Annotated in this window: 17 protein-coding genes; 9 read left to right on the top strand and 8 right to left on the bottom strand. The window is 60.0% G+C overall.

Going from position 1 to position 18,083, the window contains the following annotated elements:
- The first annotated feature begins 160 nt into the window (after window positions 1-160).
- Window positions 161-1,471 carry an MFS transporter gene (locus WBR57_RS05220; protein ID WP_424082754.1) on the top strand — a complete coding sequence of 437 codons (1,311 nt, stop codon included), beginning with the start codon at window positions 161-163 and terminating at the stop codon, window positions 1,469-1,471.
- 51 nt (window positions 1,472-1,522) lie between these two features.
- Here WBR57_RS05220 and WBR57_RS05215 read toward each other — a convergent pair whose 3' ends face one another.
- Window positions 1,523-2,227: an SDR family oxidoreductase gene (locus WBR57_RS05215; protein WP_424082752.1), complete on the bottom strand. Its 705-nt coding sequence runs from the start codon at window positions 2,225-2,227 to the stop codon at window positions 1,523-1,525.
- Window positions 2,228-2,330: 103 nt separating this feature from the next.
- Here WBR57_RS05215 and WBR57_RS05210 point away from each other — a divergent pair, with 103 nt between their 5' ends.
- The 3 genes from WBR57_RS05210 to rarD all read left to right on the top strand — a co-directional run bounded on the left by WBR57_RS05210 (window position 2,331) and on the right by rarD (window position 5,359).
- The gene (locus tag WBR57_RS05210) at window positions 2,331-3,233 is read left to right on the top strand and encodes a LysR family transcriptional regulator (protein ID WP_424082750.1); all 903 of its coding nucleotides are present in this window, start codon (window positions 2,331-2,333) and stop codon (window positions 3,231-3,233) included.
- Between the two features lie 81 nt (window positions 3,234-3,314).
- Entirely contained in the window at window positions 3,315-4,325 is a 1,011-nt protein-coding gene (locus WBR57_RS05205) for an aldo/keto reductase (protein ID WP_424082748.1), read from the top strand.
- A 152-nt stretch (window positions 4,326-4,477) separates the two neighbouring features.
- Window positions 4,478-5,359 (top strand): EamA family transporter RarD, encoded by an 882-nt coding sequence (rarD, locus tag WBR57_RS05200; RefSeq protein ID WP_424082746.1) that lies wholly within the window; start codon window positions 4,478-4,480, stop codon window positions 5,357-5,359.
- A 54-nt stretch (window positions 5,360-5,413) separates the two neighbouring features.
- On the opposite strand, the gene hppD is transcribed toward rarD, so the two are convergent.
- A complete protein-coding gene (hppD, locus tag WBR57_RS05195; protein WP_424082744.1) occupies window positions 5,414-6,490 on the bottom strand; it encodes a 4-hydroxyphenylpyruvate dioxygenase in 1,077 nt (358 codons plus the stop codon).
- Window positions 6,491-6,737: 247 nt separating this feature from the next.
- Complete coding sequence (locus WBR57_RS05190; protein ID WP_424082781.1) at window positions 6,738-7,661, bottom strand: DMT family transporter; 924 nt, start codon at window positions 7,659-7,661, stop codon at window positions 6,738-6,740.
- A 68-nt stretch (window positions 7,662-7,729) separates the two neighbouring features.
- Here WBR57_RS05190 and WBR57_RS05185 point away from each other — a divergent pair, with 68 nt between their 5' ends.
- The 3 genes from WBR57_RS05185 to WBR57_RS05175 all read left to right on the top strand — a co-directional run bounded on the left by WBR57_RS05185 (window position 7,730) and on the right by WBR57_RS05175 (window position 10,762).
- The gene (locus WBR57_RS05185) at window positions 7,730-8,644 is read left to right on the top strand and encodes a LysR family transcriptional regulator (RefSeq protein WP_424082742.1); all 915 of its coding nucleotides are present in this window, start codon (window positions 7,730-7,732) and stop codon (window positions 8,642-8,644) included.
- 12 nt (window positions 8,645-8,656) lie between these two features.
- Window positions 8,657-10,198, top strand: a complete 1,542-nt coding sequence (locus WBR57_RS05180; RefSeq protein ID WP_424082740.1) for an EAL domain-containing protein — start codon at window positions 8,657-8,659, stop codon at window positions 10,196-10,198.
- Between the two features lie 198 nt (window positions 10,199-10,396).
- Entirely contained in the window at window positions 10,397-10,762 is a 366-nt protein-coding gene (locus WBR57_RS05175) for a DNA binding protein (protein WP_424082738.1), read from the top strand.
- A gap of 109 nt (window positions 10,763-10,871) precedes the next feature.
- Here the strand turns inward: WBR57_RS05175 and WBR57_RS05170 are convergent, their stop codons facing one another.
- Window positions 10,872-11,408: a DUF4946 domain-containing protein gene (locus WBR57_RS05170; RefSeq protein WP_424082779.1), complete on the bottom strand. Its 537-nt coding sequence runs from the start codon at window positions 11,406-11,408 to the stop codon at window positions 10,872-10,874.
- 199 nt (window positions 11,409-11,607) lie between these two features.
- On the opposite strand from WBR57_RS05170, the gene gloA reads away from it, so the two are divergent.
- The gene (gene gloA, locus WBR57_RS05165) at window positions 11,608-12,129 is read left to right on the top strand and encodes a lactoylglutathione lyase (protein WP_424082736.1); all 522 of its coding nucleotides are present in this window, start codon (window positions 11,608-11,610) and stop codon (window positions 12,127-12,129) included.
- Window positions 12,130-12,191: 62 nt separating this feature from the next.
- On the opposite strand, the gene ahpF is transcribed toward gloA, so the two are convergent.
- The 3 genes from ahpF to WBR57_RS05150 all read right to left on the bottom strand — a co-directional run bounded on the left by ahpF (window position 12,192) and on the right by WBR57_RS05150 (window position 15,511).
- Complete coding sequence (gene ahpF / locus WBR57_RS05160; protein WP_424082734.1) at window positions 12,192-13,757, bottom strand: alkyl hydroperoxide reductase subunit F; 1,566 nt, start codon at window positions 13,755-13,757, stop codon at window positions 12,192-12,194.
- A gap of 124 nt (window positions 13,758-13,881) precedes the next feature.
- Window positions 13,882-14,445, bottom strand: a complete 564-nt coding sequence (gene ahpC / locus WBR57_RS05155; protein ID WP_053255965.1) for an alkyl hydroperoxide reductase subunit C — start codon at window positions 14,443-14,445, stop codon at window positions 13,882-13,884.
- Between the two features lie 133 nt (window positions 14,446-14,578).
- Window positions 14,579-15,511, bottom strand: coding sequence for a site-specific integrase (locus WBR57_RS05150; RefSeq protein ID WP_424082731.1), 933 nt, complete (start codon window positions 15,509-15,511; stop codon window positions 14,579-14,581).
- Between the two features lie 170 nt (window positions 15,512-15,681).
- Here WBR57_RS05150 and WBR57_RS05145 point away from each other — a divergent pair, with 170 nt between their 5' ends.
- On the top strand, window positions 15,682-16,689 hold the full coding sequence (locus WBR57_RS05145) for a DNA-binding protein (RefSeq protein ID WP_424082729.1): 1,008 nt from the start codon (window positions 15,682-15,684) through the stop codon (window positions 16,687-16,689).
- Here the strand turns inward: WBR57_RS05145 and gorA are convergent, their stop codons facing one another.
- On the bottom strand, window positions 16,690-18,048 hold the full coding sequence (gene gorA / locus WBR57_RS05140) for a glutathione-disulfide reductase (protein WP_424082727.1): 1,359 nt from the start codon (window positions 18,046-18,048) through the stop codon (window positions 16,690-16,692).
- Between the last annotated feature and the right edge of the window lie 35 nt (window positions 18,049-18,083).

Here is an 18,083-nt window from a genome sequence, read left to right as displayed (position 1 = left end):
GGGGGCAACTTCCTCAAAAGACGGGTTGTTCATAGGCACAGCGCAATGGATGCTTCACTGTGCTCAGGCACAAAGACAGCACCCTGCCAGGTGGCCGAGACTCATTGGGCGATCAACGTTACCTGCGCATCGCGAAAAATCATAATAAAGAGAGATTCCCATGTCACAGAGCGCCGCTGCCCCACTGGCCACCGATGACGATAAAAACGCCATCTACAAGCGCATTACCCTGCGCCTGATTCCCTTCATTTTCATCTGCTATCTGTTCAACTACCTTGACCGGGTAAATGTTGGCTTTGCCAAGTTGCAGATGCTCGACGCACTGAAATTCAGCGAAACCGTGTACGGCCTGGGTGCCGGGATCTTCTTTATCGGCTACGTGCTGTGCGGCGTGCCGAGCAACCTGGCGCTGACCAAATTCGGTCCACGGCGCTGGATTGCGTTGATGATGATCGTCTGGGGCACCCTGTCCACGTGCCTGCTGTTCGTCACCACGCCGACGCACTTCTACACCTTGCGCCTGTTTACCGGCGCGGCCGAAGCCGGCTTCTTCCCCGGTGTGGTGCTGTACCTCTCGCAGTGGTTCCCGACGTTCCGCCGTGGGCGGATCATGGCGCTGTTCATGTCGGCAATCCCGGTATCCGGCTTGCTCGGCAGCCCGTTCTCCGGCTGGATCCTCAATCACTTCGCCGCCGGCCAGGGTGGCCTGGCGGGCTGGCAGTGGATGTTCCTGCTGCAAGGCATCCCGACGGTGATCCTCGGCGCCCTCGCCTACTTCCTGCTCAGCGACAGCTTTGCCCACGCCAAGTGGCTCAAGCCGCATGAGCGCGCAGTGCTCGAAGCCGACCAGGCCACGGACCTGGCGAACAAGCCGAAAACCACCACCGATTCCCTCGGCGAAGTGTTCAAGAACCCGGCGATCTGGGCATTCGGCCTGATCTACTTCTGCATCCAGAGTGGCGTCTATGCGATCAACTTCTGGCTGCCGTCGATCATCAAGAACCTCGGTTTCAGCGATAACCTGGTGATTGGCTGGCTGAGTGCGATTCCGTATCTGCTGGCCGCAGTGTTCATGCTGCTGGTGGGTCGCTCGGCGGACTTGCGCAAAGAGCGCCGCTGGCACTTGGTGGTGCCGATGCTGATGGGCGCCATCGGCCTGGTGATCGCAGTGAATTTCGCCACCACGCCGGCCATCGCCATCCTGGGCCTGACCATCGCCACCATGGGCGCCCTCACCGGTCTGCCGATGTTCTGGCCGGTGCCGACCGCGATGCTCAGTGCGGGCGCGGCGGCAGGTGGCTTGGCGTTGATCAACTCAATGGGCCAGATGGCCGGCTTTCTCAGCCCGTATATCGTCGGTTTTGTGAAAGACACTACCGGTTCCACGGATGTGGCGCTGTACCTGCTGGCGGCGGTGATCGTCGCGGGCAGTGTGCTGGCGCTGCGGATGACGCGGGCTTTGAAAGTCTGATGAGGTCAGTGTGGGAGCGGGCGTGCTCGCTCCCACATTTCAGGTCTGTGTTTACAACTGGCCGCCGCCGTCGATGTCGATCACGCTACCGGTCATAAAGCCATTTTCCATGGCCAGCATGTACCCCGCCGCCACTTCCTCCGCCTGACCGACGCGCCCGACCGGCAATGCCTCGCCGGCCTTGGCGAACATCGCCAGGCGCTGCTCCTCAGCCAACCCCGCATAAGCCGGCGTATCAATCACCCCAGGGCTGACCACGTTGACCCGGCGCGGCGCCAACTCTTTGGCCAATTGCTTGCCCAGCGCTTCGGTCGCGGCATTGATGCCAGTCTTGATGAACTGGCCCGGCGCCAATTTCCGCCCCAGCTGCCCGGAGGTCAGGCTGATGCTGCCGTGCTCGTCGAGAAATGGTAGCGCCAGCTGAATCGCGCGCAGCGAACCCCAGAGTTTCACGTTGAAGTTTTCCTGAGCCTCATCCAGGTCGGTCTCGACCAGAGGCTTGGCGCGCACCGATGGCCCGGAAGTGTAGACCAAATGGTCAAAGCGCCCGACGGCCTCGAACAGGCGTTGCAGGGAGGTGGCGTCGGTGACGTCCACCGGCTCGCTGCGCAGGCCGTTGTCCACGCCTGAAACCAGGCGCCGCCCGGCCAGTACCACCTGGGCGCCGCGCGCTGCAGCCGCTTTGGCCACGGCGGCGCCGATGCCGCTGCTGCCGCCGATCACGACGACGGTTTTGCCGTTTAGGGAAGAAGTCATGGGTGAAGTGTCCTTGGTTCAGAAAGTGAGCGTTCATCTTCACCGCTTGGCAATCGATGAAAAATCCCGGTAAAACGACAAGATCTTTAAAGGATTTTTACAAATGAGCTCAATTCTCGACCTGGAAGTGTTTGTGCGCACGGCCGACACCGGCAGCCTGTCGGCCGCCGCGCGTGGGCTGGGCTTGACCCCGGCAGCCGCGAGCATTGCGCTCAAACGCCTGGAAACCCGCCTGGGCATTCGCCTGCTGGCGCGTTCGACCCGCAGCATGCGCCTGACCGAAGAAGGCCGGCGTTACCTGGACAACGTGCGGGTGGCCCTTGAAGCACTGTCTGAAGGCGAGCAGGCCATCAAGCAGCAAGGCCAAAGTCTCAGTGGACTGTTGCAACTGGCCGCGCCTTCGGATTTCGGGCGCAATGTGCTGCTGGGCTGGCTGGATGAGTTCAAGCTCGAACATCCGAACATTCGCCTGCAGTTGTTGCTCAACGACAGCAACGCGGATCTGTTTCGCGACACCGTCGACATCGCCCTGCGTTTTGGCGTGCCCCAGGACTCCAGCCTGGTAGCGCTGTCGGTGGTGCCCGGCCATCATCGCATCCCGTGCGCCAGCCCCGACTACCTCGCGCGCCATGGCACACCGCGCACCCCAGCGGATCTGGCGCAACACAGCACCTTGCGCTATATGCGCCGAGGTCGGGCCAACAGCACGTGGTATTTCCGCCAGGGTGCGGTGCTGCAGGAAATCGAGGTCAGCGGCGATTACCTGAGTGATGACGGCGAAATCGTCCGCCGCTGGGCCTTGGCCGGGCATGGCATCGCCTACAAAGCCAATCTGGATATTGCCCGCGATATCCAGGCCGGGCACCTGGTGCCGCTGCTGCCCGACTGGCAAGGCGAGCCCACGCCTTTCAACCTGATGTGTCCGCACCGCCTGCAAGTGTCGGAACGCGTGAAAGTGCTGCATGTTTTTTTACAGCAGCGCTGTCAGACCTTGCTGGCTGGATGAAGAAACCCGCGCGGGGCTTGTTCCAGAGCCCTGGAGTCTGGTATTGCATAGGCCACATTTGCCTGCCTCGAGGAACTTTGCATGATTTACCGCACATTGGGCCAGTCCGGCTTGAAGGTCAGCGCCTTGACCCTGGGCACCATGATGTTTGGCGAACAGACCAACACCGAGGACTCGCTGCGCATCATCGACAAAGCCTGGGACCAGGGCATCAATTTTATCGACACGGCAGACGTCTACACCGGCGGGCGCTCCGAGGAAATCGTCGGCGAGGCCATTGTCCGCCACCGTCAAGACTGGGTGGTGGCCTCCAAGGTTGCGATTGGCCCGGCCGACGGCCTGCCCAACCGCAGTGGCTTGAGCCGCAAGCGCATCTTCAATGCGCTGGAGGCCAGCCTGGCTCGCCTGGACACCGACTACCTGGACATCTATTACCTGCACCGCGAAGACCACAACACCCCGCTGGAAGTGACGATCTCGGCGATTGGCGACCTGATTCGCCAGGGCAAGATCCGTTACTGGGGCCTGTCCAACTATCGCGGCTGGCGCATCGCCGAAGTGATTCGCGTGGCCGAGCGGCTGGGCGTGGACAAGCCGGTGATCAGCCAGCCGCTGTACAACATCGTCAACCGCCAGGCCGAGGTCGAGCAGCTCACCGCCGCGGCCGCCTATGGCCTCGGCGTGGTGCCTTACAGCCCGCTGGCGCGCGGTGTGCTCAGTGGCAAATATGCACCGGATGTCACCCCCGAAGCCGGCAGCCGCGCGGCGCGCCAGGATAAACGCATCCTGGAAACCGAATGGCGCATGGAGTCATTGCGCATCGCCCAGCAGATCCAGCAGTACACCCAAGGGCGTGGCGTGGGGATGGTCGAGTTTGCGATCGCCTGGGTGCTGAACAACTCGGCGGTCAGCTCGGCGATCGTCGGGCCACGCACCGAGGCGCAGTGGGATGCGTACACCGGGGCGCTGGAAGTGAAGATCACGCCCGAGGACGAGGTGTTTATCGACTCGCTGGTGACGCCGGGGCATGCGTCAACCCCGGGGTTCAATGACGTCGGGCACTTTGTGTCGGGTCGGATTGCGCGCATGTAAATAAGCTCGGTCACTGCCCCTTCCCCAGGGGCAGTGATAAATTTCCTGCAAAACGCCCCAAAACAGCGCAACTGTCTCGCGCCAAAAGCACCATAATCCCCTCCTGAGATCCCCCCTTACTTTTTGTATCAATCGGTTTTCGCGAGGACAGTGTGTCTAAAGGTGTTGTGTTATCGGTATCGGCGTCGATTTTGTTTGCCGTGATGTATTACTTCACATCGTTGCTTACGCCGTTGAGCGGCCTGGAGATTTTCGGCTGGCGCATGCTGCTGACCGTGCCGTGCATGACCCTGTTCATGATCGTCAGCGGCGAGTGGCGGCGGGTGTGGGAGCTGGTGCGAATGCTGGCGGGCAAGCCGCGCTTGATCGCCGGCGTGGTGCTGTCGTCGGCCTTGCTGGGCGTGCAGTTGTGGCTGTTCATGTGGGCGCCGCTGAACGGGCGCAGCCTGGATGTGTCGGTGGGCTACTTCCTGCTGCCGCTGACCATGGTGCTGACCGGGCGCTTGGTGTGGAGTGAGCAGCTGTCACACCTGCAACGCATCGCGGTGTTTTTTGCAGGCCTCGGGGTGCTCAACGAGCTGTACCAGTCCGGCGGGTTTTCCTGGGCGACGCTGGTGGTGATCATCGGCTACCCGCTGTATTTCATCGTGCGCAAATACCTCAAGACCGACAACCTGGGCGGGCTCTGGCTGGATATGGCGTTGATGCTGCCGGTGGCCTGGTGGTTTGTGCAAAGCGGCGAACAGGGGTTTGCCGTGCTTGATACACACCCCAAGCTGTATGCGTTGATTCCGCTGCTGGGTTTGATCAGTGCGTCGGCGCTGGTGAGCTACATCATTGCCAGCCGCTTGCTGGCGTTCAGCCTGTTCGGGCTGCTCAGCTATGTGGAGCCGGTCCTGCTGCTGGGCGTGGCGCTGCTGCTGGGTGAAGGGATCAAGGCCGGGCAATGGCTGACCTATATCCCGATCTGGCTGGCGGTGATGGTGCTGGTGTATGAAGGCTTCAAGCACCTGGTGCGTCAGCGCAAGGCCTGAACCGCAGGCAATAAAAAGCCCGGCCGGGGTATCCCGAGCCGGGCTTTTTTACACTCAGTCGGCGGTCAACACACCGCGACGCACCTGGTCACGCTCGATGGATTCGAACAGCGCCTTGAAGTTGCCCTCGCCAAAGCCATCATCGCCCTTGCGCTGGATGAACTCGAAGAACACCGGGCCCATCAAGGTTTCCGAAAAGATCTGCAGCAGCAGACGCTTGTCGCCTTCAATCGACGAGCCGTCCAGCAAAATACCGCGCGCTTGCAGTTGGTCCACCGGCTCGCCGTGGTTCGGCAGGCGGCCTTCGAGCATTTCATAATAGGTGTCCGGCGGCGCGGTCATGAAGCGCATGCCGATGTTCTTCAGCGCGTCCCAGGTCTTGACCAGGTCTTCGGTGAGAAACGCCACGTGCTGGATGCCCTCGCCGTTGAACTGCATCAGAAACTCTTCGATCTGCCCGGCGCCCTTGGACGACTCTTCGTTCAGCGGGATGCGGATCATGCCGTCCGGGGCGCTCATGGCCTTGGAGGTCAGGCCGGTGTATTCGCCCTTGATGTCGAAGTAGCGCGCTTCGCGGAAGTTGAACAGCTTCTCGTAGAAGTTGGCCCAGTAGGCCATGCGCCCCCGATACACGTTGTGGGTCAGGTGGTCGATGACCTTGAGGCCGGCGCCAACCGGGTGACGTTCTACGCCTTCGAGGTAGACGAAGTCGATGTCATAGATCGAGTTGCCTTCACCGAAACGGTCGATCAGGTACAGCGGCGCACCGCCGATGCCCTTGATCGCCGGCAGGTTCAGTTCCATCGGGCCGGTCTGGATATGGATCGGCTGGGCACCCAACTCCAGGGCGCGGTTGTAGGCCTTTTGCGAGTCCTTGACCCGAAACGCCATGCCACACACCGAAGGTCCGTGCTCTGCGGCAAAGTAGGACGCCAGGCTGTCGGTTTCGTTGTTGAGGATCAGGTTGATCTCGCCCTGACGGTACAGGTGCACATTCTTGGAGCGGTGGGTCGCGACTTTGGTGAAGCCCATGATCTCGAAGATCGGCTCCAGGGTACCCGGGGTCGGCGATGCGAATTCGATAAATTCAAAGCCCATCAGGCCCATGGGGTTTTCGTATTGGTCGGCCATTTTCGGCGCCTCATCATTCTTGTAGTAAACAAATAGTTATTTGCGAGCAAGGATGAGGTCGGAGGGCGGCGCACACGAGAGTCCCCGCACGCTGCGGGCGAGGAAGTCACCAAAGATCAGGGGGGAGCCGAGTAGCTTCATGGTGTCATCAGTCTCTGACGGCCGAGGCTTGCGTGAGCGCAAGTCCATATTCTTGTATGCGTAAATCGATTCTACACAGCGTAACGTGTTTTGTCCGTACAGTTCATCAAATCCCTATTGCCCTGGCCGGTGCAAGGGGTTTGTTGCACAGGTAGATCCCCAGCAGGATCACCAAGCCGCCCGCCAGCATCGGCGCGCTCAATGGCTCGCCGAGCAGCAATGCGCCGCAGACCACGGCTGTCAGCGGGTTGAGAGCGATAAATACGCCAGAGCGCGTGGCGCCGATGCACCGGATGCCATCGTAGTAACCGATGTAGGCCAGGGCCGAACCCAGCACGCCGAGGTACGCCAGGCTCAACAACTGCGGCAAGTGCAGGCTGCCGACCGCTCCTGCAGTAAAGCTGCCGGTCACCCATGTGGTTGCGCAAAGCATCAGCGTGCCCAGCAGCACCGACCAAGTGACCGTTTGCAGGGGCCCCAGGCTTTGGTTGAGCCCACGGGACCACAGCGAGTAGACGCCCCACCCGGCCACACAGCCGAGAATCAGCAGGTCGCCGAGCCAAGCATTTGCGGTGTGCTGCAGCAACTGTGGGTTGCGGCTGACAATCACCGTTGCCGCGCCACCCAGGCACAACCCGATCCCCAGCAGCCTGACCCGGCTCAGACGCTCCTTGAACAGCAGCCAACTCGCCAGGCCGATCACTGCCGGGTTCAGCGCGACAATCAACGAGGCCCGCGACGCATTGATGTACTGCAACCCGTAGAAGAAGCACAGGTTGTAGAAAAAAATCCCGAAGAACCCGAGCAGCGTCAGTTGCGCCCATTGCCGAGGGTTCGGACGTGCCAGGCGGACGCGTGCAACGGCCATGAACAGCAGCAATGCCAGGCTGGCCAGGATAAACCGCAGGCTGGCCGCCAACAGCGGATCGAGTTGATCGGCCAGGAAGCGGCCGGCGACAAATGTGCCGCCCCAGATCATGGTGACGGCGGCGAGTTTGCAATAAGTCAGGCGATCGCTCATGGGGGTCAGGCTCAAGATACGCAGAATTCGCGTATTATTTAGCTAATGATCGATCATCGTAAAATGAGCAATCACTCATGACCCTGACCCAGTTGGAAATCTTCTCCATGGTTGCCGAGTTACACGGCTTCACCAGCGCCGCGCACCGGCTGGGCATCAGCCAGTCGGCGGTATCGCACGCAATCAAGGCCCTTGAGCAGGAATTGGGCGTCGCGCTGTTTCGGCGGCACCAGACCCTGGTGGAACCGACCGACATTGGCCAGCAACTGCTCGGGCGTGCCCGGGCGATGCTGGGCCTGGCCAACACCCTGCAACAGGAAGCCGCGGATTCGCGTGGCATGAGGCGCGGCACCCTGCGCATCGGCTCGTTCGGACCGACCGCTTCGGTCCACCTATTGCCGGGCATCCTCAGGCGGTTTCGCGCCGAATACCCCGGGATCGAGGTGCATATTGACGAAGGGCCCGACCGACAAGTGCTGCAGTGGTTGGACGAACGACGCATCGATGTAGGTTTTGTGGTGCTGGAGCAGGAGCGTTTCGACACGTTCATGCTGTTCGAGGACCAGATGGTGGCGCTGCTGCCCGCCGCCCATCCACTGGCGGCGTGCGACGCGCTGACCTTGCGGGCGCTGTGTGACGACCCGTTCATTCTCACCGAGGCCGGCTCTTCGGAGCTGGTCACCCACTTGTTCAGCGCCGGCCAATTGCGGCCTGAAGTGCGTTACCGCTGCGCGCAACTGCTGAGCACCCTGGATGCGGTCAGCCGGGGTGATGGGGTGAGCATCGTTGCGCAGGCGTCATTGCCGCAGGCCCACGACCCGCGCTATGTGACACGGCCATTGTCACCCCGCGTATCGCGCCGGATCGGTCTGGCAGTGCTTGATCGCCGCCAGTCCTCGCCGGCCACCCTGGCCTTTATCGACATCGCGCAGGCGAGCGTATTTGAATCAGGCCGTCTATCATCGGGGCATTCCTGCCCGGTCGACCAATAGGCCTCATCCCCCATGCCGCTCACCGTCAAAGGCCCTCGAAAGCCCTTCGCCCGTCATTCAATCAGTGTGCTCTGCGGGCTGCTGCCGGTCCTGCTGGGTGGGATCATCCTGTATTGGCAAGCCGAGCGCAGTCTGCAGCTCAGCACTGCGCAAACCGCGCAGGAAGCGGTGCGCCAGTTCGACCTGATGCTCGATAATACAGCCCTCGCCGCCCAGGCCTTGCTGCCGCTGGCGGGGCAGCCTTGCGACAATGGCGCGCAGCTGGCGCTGCGTGAGCAGGTCACTCGGCGGCCCTTCGTGCGCGCCACGACCCTGTCCTGGCAGAGGAATATTTATTGCAGCTCACTGTTCGGCGACAATTACGAGTCGCGGGTCAACCCCGATGACTATGTGGATGGGCGGCTGTGGTTGATGAACGGCAACCCAGTGACGCCGGACACCGCGCTGCTGGTTTACCGGCTGGTGGACGGAGACAAAGCTGCGTTTGCCTCGATCGACGGCTACCACCTGACCAACGCCTTGCGCCTGATCAGCCGGTATGCGCACCTGGTGTTGCAGGTGGGCCCCCATTGGCTGGGCGCTGACGGTAAGGTGAATGACGCGCCAGTGCCACACTTTGCCGTGGCGCGGCATCACTTGGCGTCCGAGCGCTACCACTACAGCGTCGACGCCGGCATGCCCGCCGGCGAAGTATGGCGCTATATGCAGGCGCGTTATCCGGCGCTGTTCAGCCTGGTGCTGTTCTTTGGCGTGTTGGCGGGCGTGCTCGCGAACTGGCTGCAAAAACGTTCTTCGGCACCGACCCATGAACTGCAACGGGCCTTGGGCGCGAATGAATTCATCCCCTACTTCCAGCCGGTGGTGCGCGGCGACACACGCGAATGGGCCGGCTGCGAAGTGCTGATGCGCTGGCAGCATCCAAAGGAAGGCCTGGTACGCCCGGACCTGTTTATTCCGCTTGCCGAGGATTGTGGCCTGATCGTGCCGATGACCCGCGCCCTGCTCCGCCAGACGGCCGCTCAATTGGCGCCGCATGCAGCGCGGTTCAGTCCGGGTTTTCATATCGGGGTGAACATCACCGCTCGCCACTGCGAGGACTTGGCGCTGGTGGAGGACTGCCGGGAGTTCCTCGCCGCGTTCGCGGTCGGCCAGGTCACCCTGGTGTTGGAGTTGACCGAACGCGAGCTGATCGAACCCACCGAGGTCACGCGCCAGCTGTTCGACGCCTTGCACCAACTCGGGGTGATGATTGCCATTGACGATTTCGGGACCGGCCATTCAAGCCTCGGTTACTTGCAAAACTTCAATGTGGATTATTTGAAAATCGATCAAAGTTTTGTCGCCATGATCGGTGCAGATGCACTATCGCGGCATATTCTCGACAGCATCATAGATTTGTCCGTCAAGCTCGACCTGGGCATCGTTGCAGAAGGCGTGGAAACTGCGCAACAGTGTGAATACCTGGCGACGCGGGGCGTGGACTTCCTGCAGGGCTACCTGTTCGGCAGACCGTTACCCGGCGATGAATTCATTAAATCCCTGTCCAGCCATTGAATAGCCATGCACTAGGCGCATGAAATAATGTTAGTCAGACAAAAGACATGATTTACTCGAAGCCGATTAACTACTACAATTTTTTCTGCCTGTGCTGAACTCGCAGGAAGGCGTCTTTTCTGAGTTGCCTTAACGCTCTTGGCTTACAGCTTTTTTTATAGTTGATAACGGCCAATTACACTATTTGGAGTACCTATTTTGTCCAGACTCGCCGAATTTCGCGCAGCAGAAAAAGCCCTTCAAGAGCAGCTTGCCCAGCTGGAATCCCTGAAGAATGACGCCGGCCTGAAGAAAGAAATCGAATTTGAAGAAAAGCTCCAGGGGCTGATGAAAACTTACGGCAAGAGCCTGCGTGACATCATCGCAATCCTTGATCCTAACCTCAGCAAGTCCGGCGCCGCCTCCGCGCCTGCCCCAAAACAGCGTCGCGCGCGTGTGGTCAAGGTCTACCACAACCCGCACACGGGTGAGCTGATCGAAACCAAAGGTGGCAACCACCGCGGCCTCAAAGCCTGGAAAGAACAGCACGGTGCCGACACCGTAGAGTCCTGGCTGCGCAAGTGATCAAACCGCACTAAAAAAAGCCCCGCCGATGCGGGGTTTTTTTATTCAAGGGTTCGAAACCGAACTTAAATAACATTTCATTTGTTCAGTATCGCTCAGCGTACTGAATCTAAAGTTTCAGGCTGTCACGCACTGCACTGACTTCATCCCTACTCGCCTCGTAAGCCTCGGCTTGGCCTGCATACGAAAAGACATAGGCTTTATCTGTATCAACAGCGCCTACCAATGTTTGCGACAGCACGTGTCGGCCATTCTCGGTAATCACGCAAGTAGTTTCCAGCGCTGCAAGGCCACTCAATGTCGAAGGGTGCATTTTGGTGCACACACTTTGATAACCGCTGTGGGCAAAATCCTTCTGAATGGACTTACGCATTTCCAGCAATACGCCTTGAAGATTAACTTTGTGCCCCGCTTCAATCGGCGTGCCGGTCAATTCCATGACCATCAAGGTTGCGCCATTTTCGTCGTTCTTGATTGCCCGCTGGCGCGAAACAGTCGAAGGCTTGGCGAGCGCCTGGTCGTCAGGCACCACCTCTTCCACCTGCCAGCCACTGGGCCAATGGATCTGAGGGTCGGCCGCCAGCACACAGGGGCTGACCAACAGTAAACACACAGCGCGCAACAGCGATTTACGGGTTTCGATCATTGCAAAAAACGCCCAGGGATCAAGTGACAAAGTTTGAGCCCCGCCCCCCATTGCCCGCAAGGCCTGCGAGGTCTTTTTCATTTGGCGCAGTCGGTGACGCTTGCGTATCATGGCTGTGCTGCACGGATGCCAGCCGCAAGCCAAGGGACCGCTCTTTTTTCCTGGAGCCGCGTTTGCCCCATTTTTTTCTGGAGGGCCCATGAGCCTGCACGAACTGAACACTTTCCCGGGCGTCACCGCCCAGCCTGACACTGCCACCACTCACTTCGTGTTCAACCACACGATGCTGCGGGTCAAGGACATCACCAAGTCGCTGGACTTCTACACCCGCGTTCTCGGCTTTTCCCTGGTTGAAAAGCGCGACTTCCCGGAAGCCGAATTCAGCCTGTACTTCCTGGCCCTGGTCGACAAATCCCAGATCCCGGCCGATGCCGCTGCCCGCACGCAGTGGATGAAGTCGATCCCGGGCATCCTGGAACTGACTCACAACCACGGCACCGAAAACGATCCCGACTTTGCCTACCACAACGGTAATACCGACCCACGTGGCTTTGGCCATATCTGCATTTCGGTGCCGGATATCGTCGCCGCGTGCGAACGCTTCGAGGCCCTGGGTTGCGACTTCCAGAAGCGCCTGAGCGATGGCCGCATGAAAAGCCTGGCGTTTATCAAGGACCCGGACGCGTACTGGGTTGAGATTATTCAGCCAGCGTCGCTGTAAAGGTTTCACGCAATAAAAAACCCCATGATCGCTCATGGGGTTTTTTATTTCCGGGTCCGGGCTTATGCGGGAGCAGACGTGCGGATCAGGTGATCGAAGGCGCTCAACGAAGCCTTGGCGCCCTCGCCTACTGCGATCACGATCTGCTTGTACGGCACGGTGGTAACGTCACCGGCGGCAAATACGCCTGGCAGTGAAGTCTCGCCACGCGCATCGACGATGATTTCGCCACGCGGGGTCAGTTCCACAGTGCCTTTGAGCCAGTCGGTGTTCGGCAGCAAACCGATCTGCACAAAGATCCCTTCCAGGTCGATGGTCTTGAACTCGCCGCTGTCACGGTCCTTGTAGGCCAGGCCGGTCACCTTCTGGCCATCGCCTTTGACTTCACTGGTCAGTGCGCTAGTGATCACGTCGACGTTCGGCAGGCTGTAGAGCTTGCGCTGCAACACGGCGTCGGCGCGCAGCTTGCTGTCGAACTCAAGCAAGGTCACGTGGCTGACAATCCCGGCCAGGTCGATGGCTGCTTCAACGCCGGAGTTACCGCCGCCGATCACCGCCACGCGCTTGCCTTTGAACAACGGGCCATCGCAGTGCGGGCAGAAGCACACGCCCTTGGCCTTGTATTCCTGCTCGCCCGGCACACCCATTTCACGCCAGCGGGCGCCGGTGGCGAGGATCACGGTCTTGGACTTGAGGGTCGCACCGCTTTCGAAGCGAATCTCGTGCAGTTCACCGGCGTTTTTCGCCGGGATCAGGCTGCTGGCACGTTGCAGGTTCATGATGTCCACGTCGTATTGACGCACGTGGGCTTCCAGGGCGCTGGCCAGTTTCGGCCCTTCGGTTTCCTGCACCGAAATGAAGTTCTCGATCGACATGGTGTCCAGCACTTGCCCGCCAAAACGCTCGGCGGCCACACCGGTGCGGATACCTTTACGGGCAGCGTAGATGGCTGCCGCAGAACCGGCTGGGCCACCGCCGACCACCAGTACATCAAAAGCTGCTTTGGCGCTGATTTTCTCGGCGGCTTTTTCGATACCGCTGGTGTCGAGTTTGGCGAGGATTTCTTCCAGGCCCATGCGGCCCTGGCCGAAGTTCACACCATTGAGGTACACGCTGGGCACCGCCATGATTTGGCGCTCGTCGACCTCAGCCTGGAACAGCGCGCCGTCGATGGCCACGTGGCGGATGTTCGGGTTGAGCACGGCCATCAGGTTCAGCGCCTGGACCACGTCCGGACAGTTCTGGCAGGACAGCGAAAAGTAAGTCTCGAAGCTGAACTCGCCTTTGAGGGCGCGAATCTGTTCAATCACTTCGACACTCGCCTTCGACGGGTGGCCACCGACTTGCAGCAGGGCCAGCACCAGCGAAGTGAATTCATGGCCCATGGGGATGCCGGCGAAACGCAGGCTGATATCGGCACCCGGGCGGTTGATGGAGAACGAAGGCTTGCGCGCATCATCGCCATCGGTTTTCAGGGTGATCAGCGTAGTGAGGCTGGTCACGTCCTGCAAAAGGGCGAGCATTTCCTGGGATTTCGCACCGTCGTCGAGGGAGGCGACGATCTCGATCGGCTGGGTGACCCGTTCCAGGTATGACTTCAACTGAGCTTTAAGATTGGCGTCCAACATACGGGCGATTTCCTTTAATTCTGGGTATAAAAAAACGCCCGAGCGAATATCGCCCGGGCGTTTTTGAGGGCGGATGCAGCTTACTTAAGGTGCGGTGATACCCGCCCTGAGGTGTTTCACAGACTTAGATCTTGCCGACCAGGTCCAGGGACGGAGCCAGAGTAGCTTCGCCTTCCTTCCACTTGGCTGGGCACACTTCGCCTGGGTGGGCAGCTACGTACTGAGCAGCCTTGATTTTGCGCAGCAGCTCGGAAGCGTCACGGCCAACACCACCGTCGTTCAGTTCAACGATCTTGATCTTGCCTTCTGGGTCGATCACGAACGTACCGCGGTCTGCCAGGCCAGCTTCTTCGATCAGAACGTCGAAGTTGCGCGAGATGGTCAGGGTCGGGTCGCCGATCATGGTGTACTGGATTTTGCCGATGGCTGGCGAAGTGTTGTGCCAGGCAGCGTGGGCAAAGTGAGTGTCGGTGGAAACGCTGTAGATTTCGACGCCCAGTTTCTGGAACTCGGCGTAGTTGTCAGCCAGATCTTCCAGCTCGGTTGGGCATACGAAGGTGAAGTCGGCTGGGTAGAAGAAGACTACGGACCACTTGCCTTTCAGGTCAGCGTCCGACACGTCTACGAAGTTGCCGTTTTTGTAGGCGGTAGCTTTGAACGGTTTTACTTGGCTGTTGATGATAGGCATCGTTGACTCTCCGTCAGTGGTTGAAAAGTTGATGAGGTGAATCCTACCCACTCTCTCGGACGATGGCTCATTGGCAAACCTGATGCTGACGATTGGTTTTCCCTATCAGGTGACTGTATTAATAGAAGAAATCTCAAAGCAGCGGTTGCGTCGCCAAGGTCATGCCGAGAAAGGGCGTCGCTTCAACATAGCGCATGGCAGATTTCATGTCGCTCCAGCCGACGTAACTCATCAACGACTTCAAGTCCCAGCCGCTGCGGTGAGCCCAGGTAGCAAAACCTCGCCGCAACGAGTGGCTGGTGTATTGCTCGGCGGGGATACCGGCGCGCTCCAGAGCCTGGCGCAGTAACGGGATCACGCTGTTGGGGTGCAGCCCCTCCTCGCCCAGGTTGCCCCAGCGATCAACCGCGCGAAACACCGGCCCGCGCACCAATGCCGAAGCGCTGAGCCAATCGCCGTAGGCCTGCACTGGGCAAAGGCGCAGCAGCGCCGGGGTCTGATAGGTCTTGCCGAGGTTGTCACGGTCACTTTTGCTACGCGGCAAGTACAGGCTGATCCCTGCACCGGGGGTGGCTCGGACATGTTCGATTTCCAGGCGGCACAGCTCATCGCTGCGAAAGCCACGCCAGAACCCCAGCAAAATCAACGCCGTGTCGCGTTTGGCGCGCAGCAGCCTCGGCTGGTCGTGGTTTTCGCTCGCTTCCTGCGCTTCGACTTCCAGGCAGGCCACCACCTGTTCCAGGTGCTTGAGCTGCAAGGGTTCGGCTTGCTTCTCGCGCGCGGGGTGCACGGCGCGAATGCCCTTGAGCACTTTGCGCACCACTGGCGCTTTGGTCGGGTCGGGAAATCCCTGGCTGGTGTGCCACTGCGCCAGCGCCGAGAGCCGCAGCTTCAAGGTGTTGACCGCTAGTACCCCGGCGTGTGCCACCAGGTAACGCGCCACGCTATCGCTGGTCGCCGGCAGGAACCCACCCCAACTCACTTCGAAGTGCTCGATGGCCGCGCGGTAGCTGCGCCGTGTGTTGTCGCGGGTGGCGGCGTTGAGATAACGCTCCAGATCACTCATGAAAGGCCCATTCGTACGGCTTCGGCGCGTTTCGGGAATCAAAACGGCGATGACACGGGATAATACGCCAATATCCCACCTGTTAAATCATGAATTTAATCGCTTTTTAATCCGTGTTACAGTATGTAAATACATACTACGTACCACATTATCAAATCGACGGAGACCCCATGGCTCGCGGCGGCATTAATAAAGCAGTAGTCCAAACGGCACGCCTGGCGATCCTCGCCCGCGGCGAGAACCCCAGCATCGACGCGGTACGCATCGAAATGGGCAATACCGGCTCAAAAACCACGATTCATCGCTATTTGAAGGAGCTGGACGACAGCGAAACCCGCCTCACCATTACCGAAGCGCCCATCGACGATGAGCTTGGCGAGTTGGTCGCACGGCTGGCGCAGCGCCTGAAAGAGAAGGCACAGGAGCCTATCGATCTGGCCCAGGCGCAGTTCGAGCAGCAGAAAACCGCCCTGCTCGCCCAGGTAGAAGCGCTTGAAGAAGCCCGCAGCCAGCTCAAGCAGCAATGTGATATCCAGGCCGCAGCCTTGGCTGAAGAAAGCGCCGCGCTGCAAACCGCCAGCACCAGCCTGCAGACCGAGCAAACCCGTAACGCCGGGCTCAGTCAGGCGTGCAGCGATTACGAATTGCGGATTTCAGATAAAGACGAACAGATTCGTTCGCTCGAAGAAAAGCACCTGCACGCGCGTGAAGCGCTCGAGCACTATCGCAATGCAATCAAGGAGCAACGCGAGCAAGAGCAACGCCGGCATGAAGGCCAACTGCAACAACTGCAGGCAGAGTTGCGCCAGGCCCAGCAGAGCGCCATGGTGCGCCAGGATGAAATCACCCAGCTGCACCGTGACAACGAACGGCTATTGATTGAGCACCGCGTGACGGCGAAGGAATTGGCGACGCTGCAGGAGCAAAGCCGCAAGGATCAGGCGCAGCAGCTCAAGTTGAGCGCGCAGATAAGCCAGATAGAAAGCGAGCGCAGCGTGATTCAGGAACGTCTGCGGGTGGCCGTACTGGAAAGCCAGTCACGCCAGCAAGCGCTGGCAGAACATCAGCACACCAACAAAGCGTTGGAACTGGACCTTATAAAGGCCCAGGCCCAGATCGAGACATTGCGCCTGGCCGCCGCCGTTGCAACGGCGCCAGAGGCAACACCGCAGGCTTGATCAGCTCGCTACGGGCGTGCGCATGGTGACGAACTCTTCCGCCGCCGTGGGGTGCACGCCGATGGTTTCGTCGAAATGCTGCTTGGTTGCGCCCGCCTTGAGCGCGATCGCCAGGCCCTGCACGATTTCACCGGCGTCCGGGCCGACCATGTGGCAACCCAATACCTTGTCGGTGTCGGCGTCGACCACCAGTTTCATCAGGGTTTTTTCCTGGCAGTCGGTCAAGGTCAACTTCATGGGACGGAAGCGGCTTTCGAAGACCTGCACCTTATGGCCTTTGTCCTTCGCTTCTTCTTCCGTCAGGCCGACGGTGCCGATATTCGGCAAGCTGAACACCGCCGTCGGGATCATCGCGTAGTCCACTGGGCGATATTGCTCAGGCTTGAACAACCGGCGCGCCACGGCCATGCCTTCGGCCAGGGCAACCGGGGTCAGCTGTACGCGCCCGATGACGTCGCCGATCGCCAGGATCGAGGATTCTGCCGTCTGATACAGGTCATCGACTTCGACGAAACCACGCTTGTCGAGTTTGACGCCGGTATTTTCCAGGCCCAGGTTGTCGAGCATCGGGCGGCGGCCGGTGGCGTAGAACACGCAATCGGCTTCCAGCACCCGGCCGTCTTTCAGGGTGGCCTTGAGGCTGCCATCGGCCTGCTTGTCGATACGCTCGATGTCGGCGTTGAATTGCAGGTCCAGCCCACGCTTGGTCAGCTCTTCCTTCAAGTGCGTGCGCACCGAACCATCAAAGCCGCGCAGGAACAGGTCACCGCGATACAGCAGCGTGGTATGCGCGCCCAGGCCGTGGAAAATCCCAGCAAACTCGACAGCAATATACCCACCGCCGACTACCAGCACGCGCTTGGGCAGCTCTTTCAGGAAGAACGCCTCATTCGAGCCAATCGCGTGTTCACGCCCTGGAATCTCCGGAATCTGCGGCCAGCCGCCGGTGGCGATCAGGATGTGCTTGGCGGTAAAGCGCTCGCCATTGATTTCTACCTGATGCGGGTCCACCAGGCGCGCATGCCCTTCATGCAGGGTCACGCCGCTGTTGACCAGCAGGTTGCGGTAGATGCCATTGAGGCGATTGATCTCGCGATCTTTATTGGCGATCAAGGTCGCCCAATCAAACTTCGCCTCGCCCAGGGACCAGCCAAAACCGCCGGCCTGCTCGAAGTCCTCGGCAAAATGCGCGCCGTAGACCAACAGTTTTTTCGGCACACAGCCGACGTTGACACAGGTCCCCCCCAGGTAGCGGCTTTCCGCCACGGCCACCTTGGCGCCAAAGCCGGCGGCAAAACGCGCCGCGCGAACGCCGCCAGAACCGGCGCCAATTACATACAGGTCAAAATCGTAGGCCATTTCACTCTCCTCGGCAGGACATCAGCATACCGACT

The sequence above is a fragment of the Pseudomonas sp. genome, from assembly GCF_049590575.1.
Taxonomy (GTDB): domain Bacteria; phylum Pseudomonadota; class Gammaproteobacteria; order Pseudomonadales; family Pseudomonadaceae; genus Aquipseudomonas.
This window is presented reverse-complemented; position numbering and strand designations above follow the sequence as displayed.

Bases quoted from the DNA above. Each gene is read 5' to 3' on its own strand.
- gorA (WP_424082727.1), bottom strand. From the start codon at position 18,048: ATGGCCTACGATTTTGACCTGTATGTAATTGGCGCCGGTTCTGGCGGC.
- gloA (WP_424082736.1), top strand. From the start codon at position 11,608: ATGAGCCTGCACGAACTGAACACTTTCCCGGGCGTCACCGCCCAGCCT.
- WBR57_RS05220 (WP_424082754.1), top strand. From the start codon at position 161: ATGTCACAGAGCGCCGCTGCCCCACTGGCCACCGATGACGATAAAAAC.
- WBR57_RS05180 (WP_424082740.1), top strand. From the start codon at position 8,657: ATGCCGCTCACCGTCAAAGGCCCTCGAAAGCCCTTCGCCCGTCATTCA.
- WBR57_RS05150 (WP_424082731.1), bottom strand. From the start codon at position 15,511: ATGAGTGATCTGGAGCGTTATCTCAACGCCGCCACCCGCGACAACACA.
- WBR57_RS05215 (WP_424082752.1), bottom strand. From the start codon at position 2,227: ATGACTTCTTCCCTAAACGGCAAAACCGTCGTCGTGATCGGCGGCAGC.
- WBR57_RS05145 (WP_424082729.1), top strand. From the start codon at position 15,682: ATGGCTCGCGGCGGCATTAATAAAGCAGTAGTCCAAACGGCACGCCTG.
- hppD (WP_424082744.1), bottom strand. From the start codon at position 6,490: ATGGCCGACCAATACGAAAACCCCATGGGCCTGATGGGCTTTGAATTT.
- WBR57_RS05170 (WP_424082779.1), bottom strand. From the start codon at position 11,408: ATGATCGAAACCCGTAAATCGCTGTTGCGCGCTGTGTGTTTACTGTTG.
- WBR57_RS05185 (WP_424082742.1), top strand. From the start codon at position 7,730: ATGACCCTGACCCAGTTGGAAATCTTCTCCATGGTTGCCGAGTTACAC.
- ahpC (WP_053255965.1), bottom strand. From the start codon at position 14,445: ATGCCTATCATCAACAGCCAAGTAAAACCGTTCAAAGCTACCGCCTAC.
- WBR57_RS05205 (WP_424082748.1), top strand. From the start codon at position 3,315: ATGATTTACCGCACATTGGGCCAGTCCGGCTTGAAGGTCAGCGCCTTG.
- WBR57_RS05210 (WP_424082750.1), top strand. From the start codon at position 2,331: ATGAGCTCAATTCTCGACCTGGAAGTGTTTGTGCGCACGGCCGACACC.
- ahpF (WP_424082734.1), bottom strand. From the start codon at position 13,757: ATGTTGGACGCCAATCTTAAAGCTCAGTTGAAGTCATACCTGGAACGG.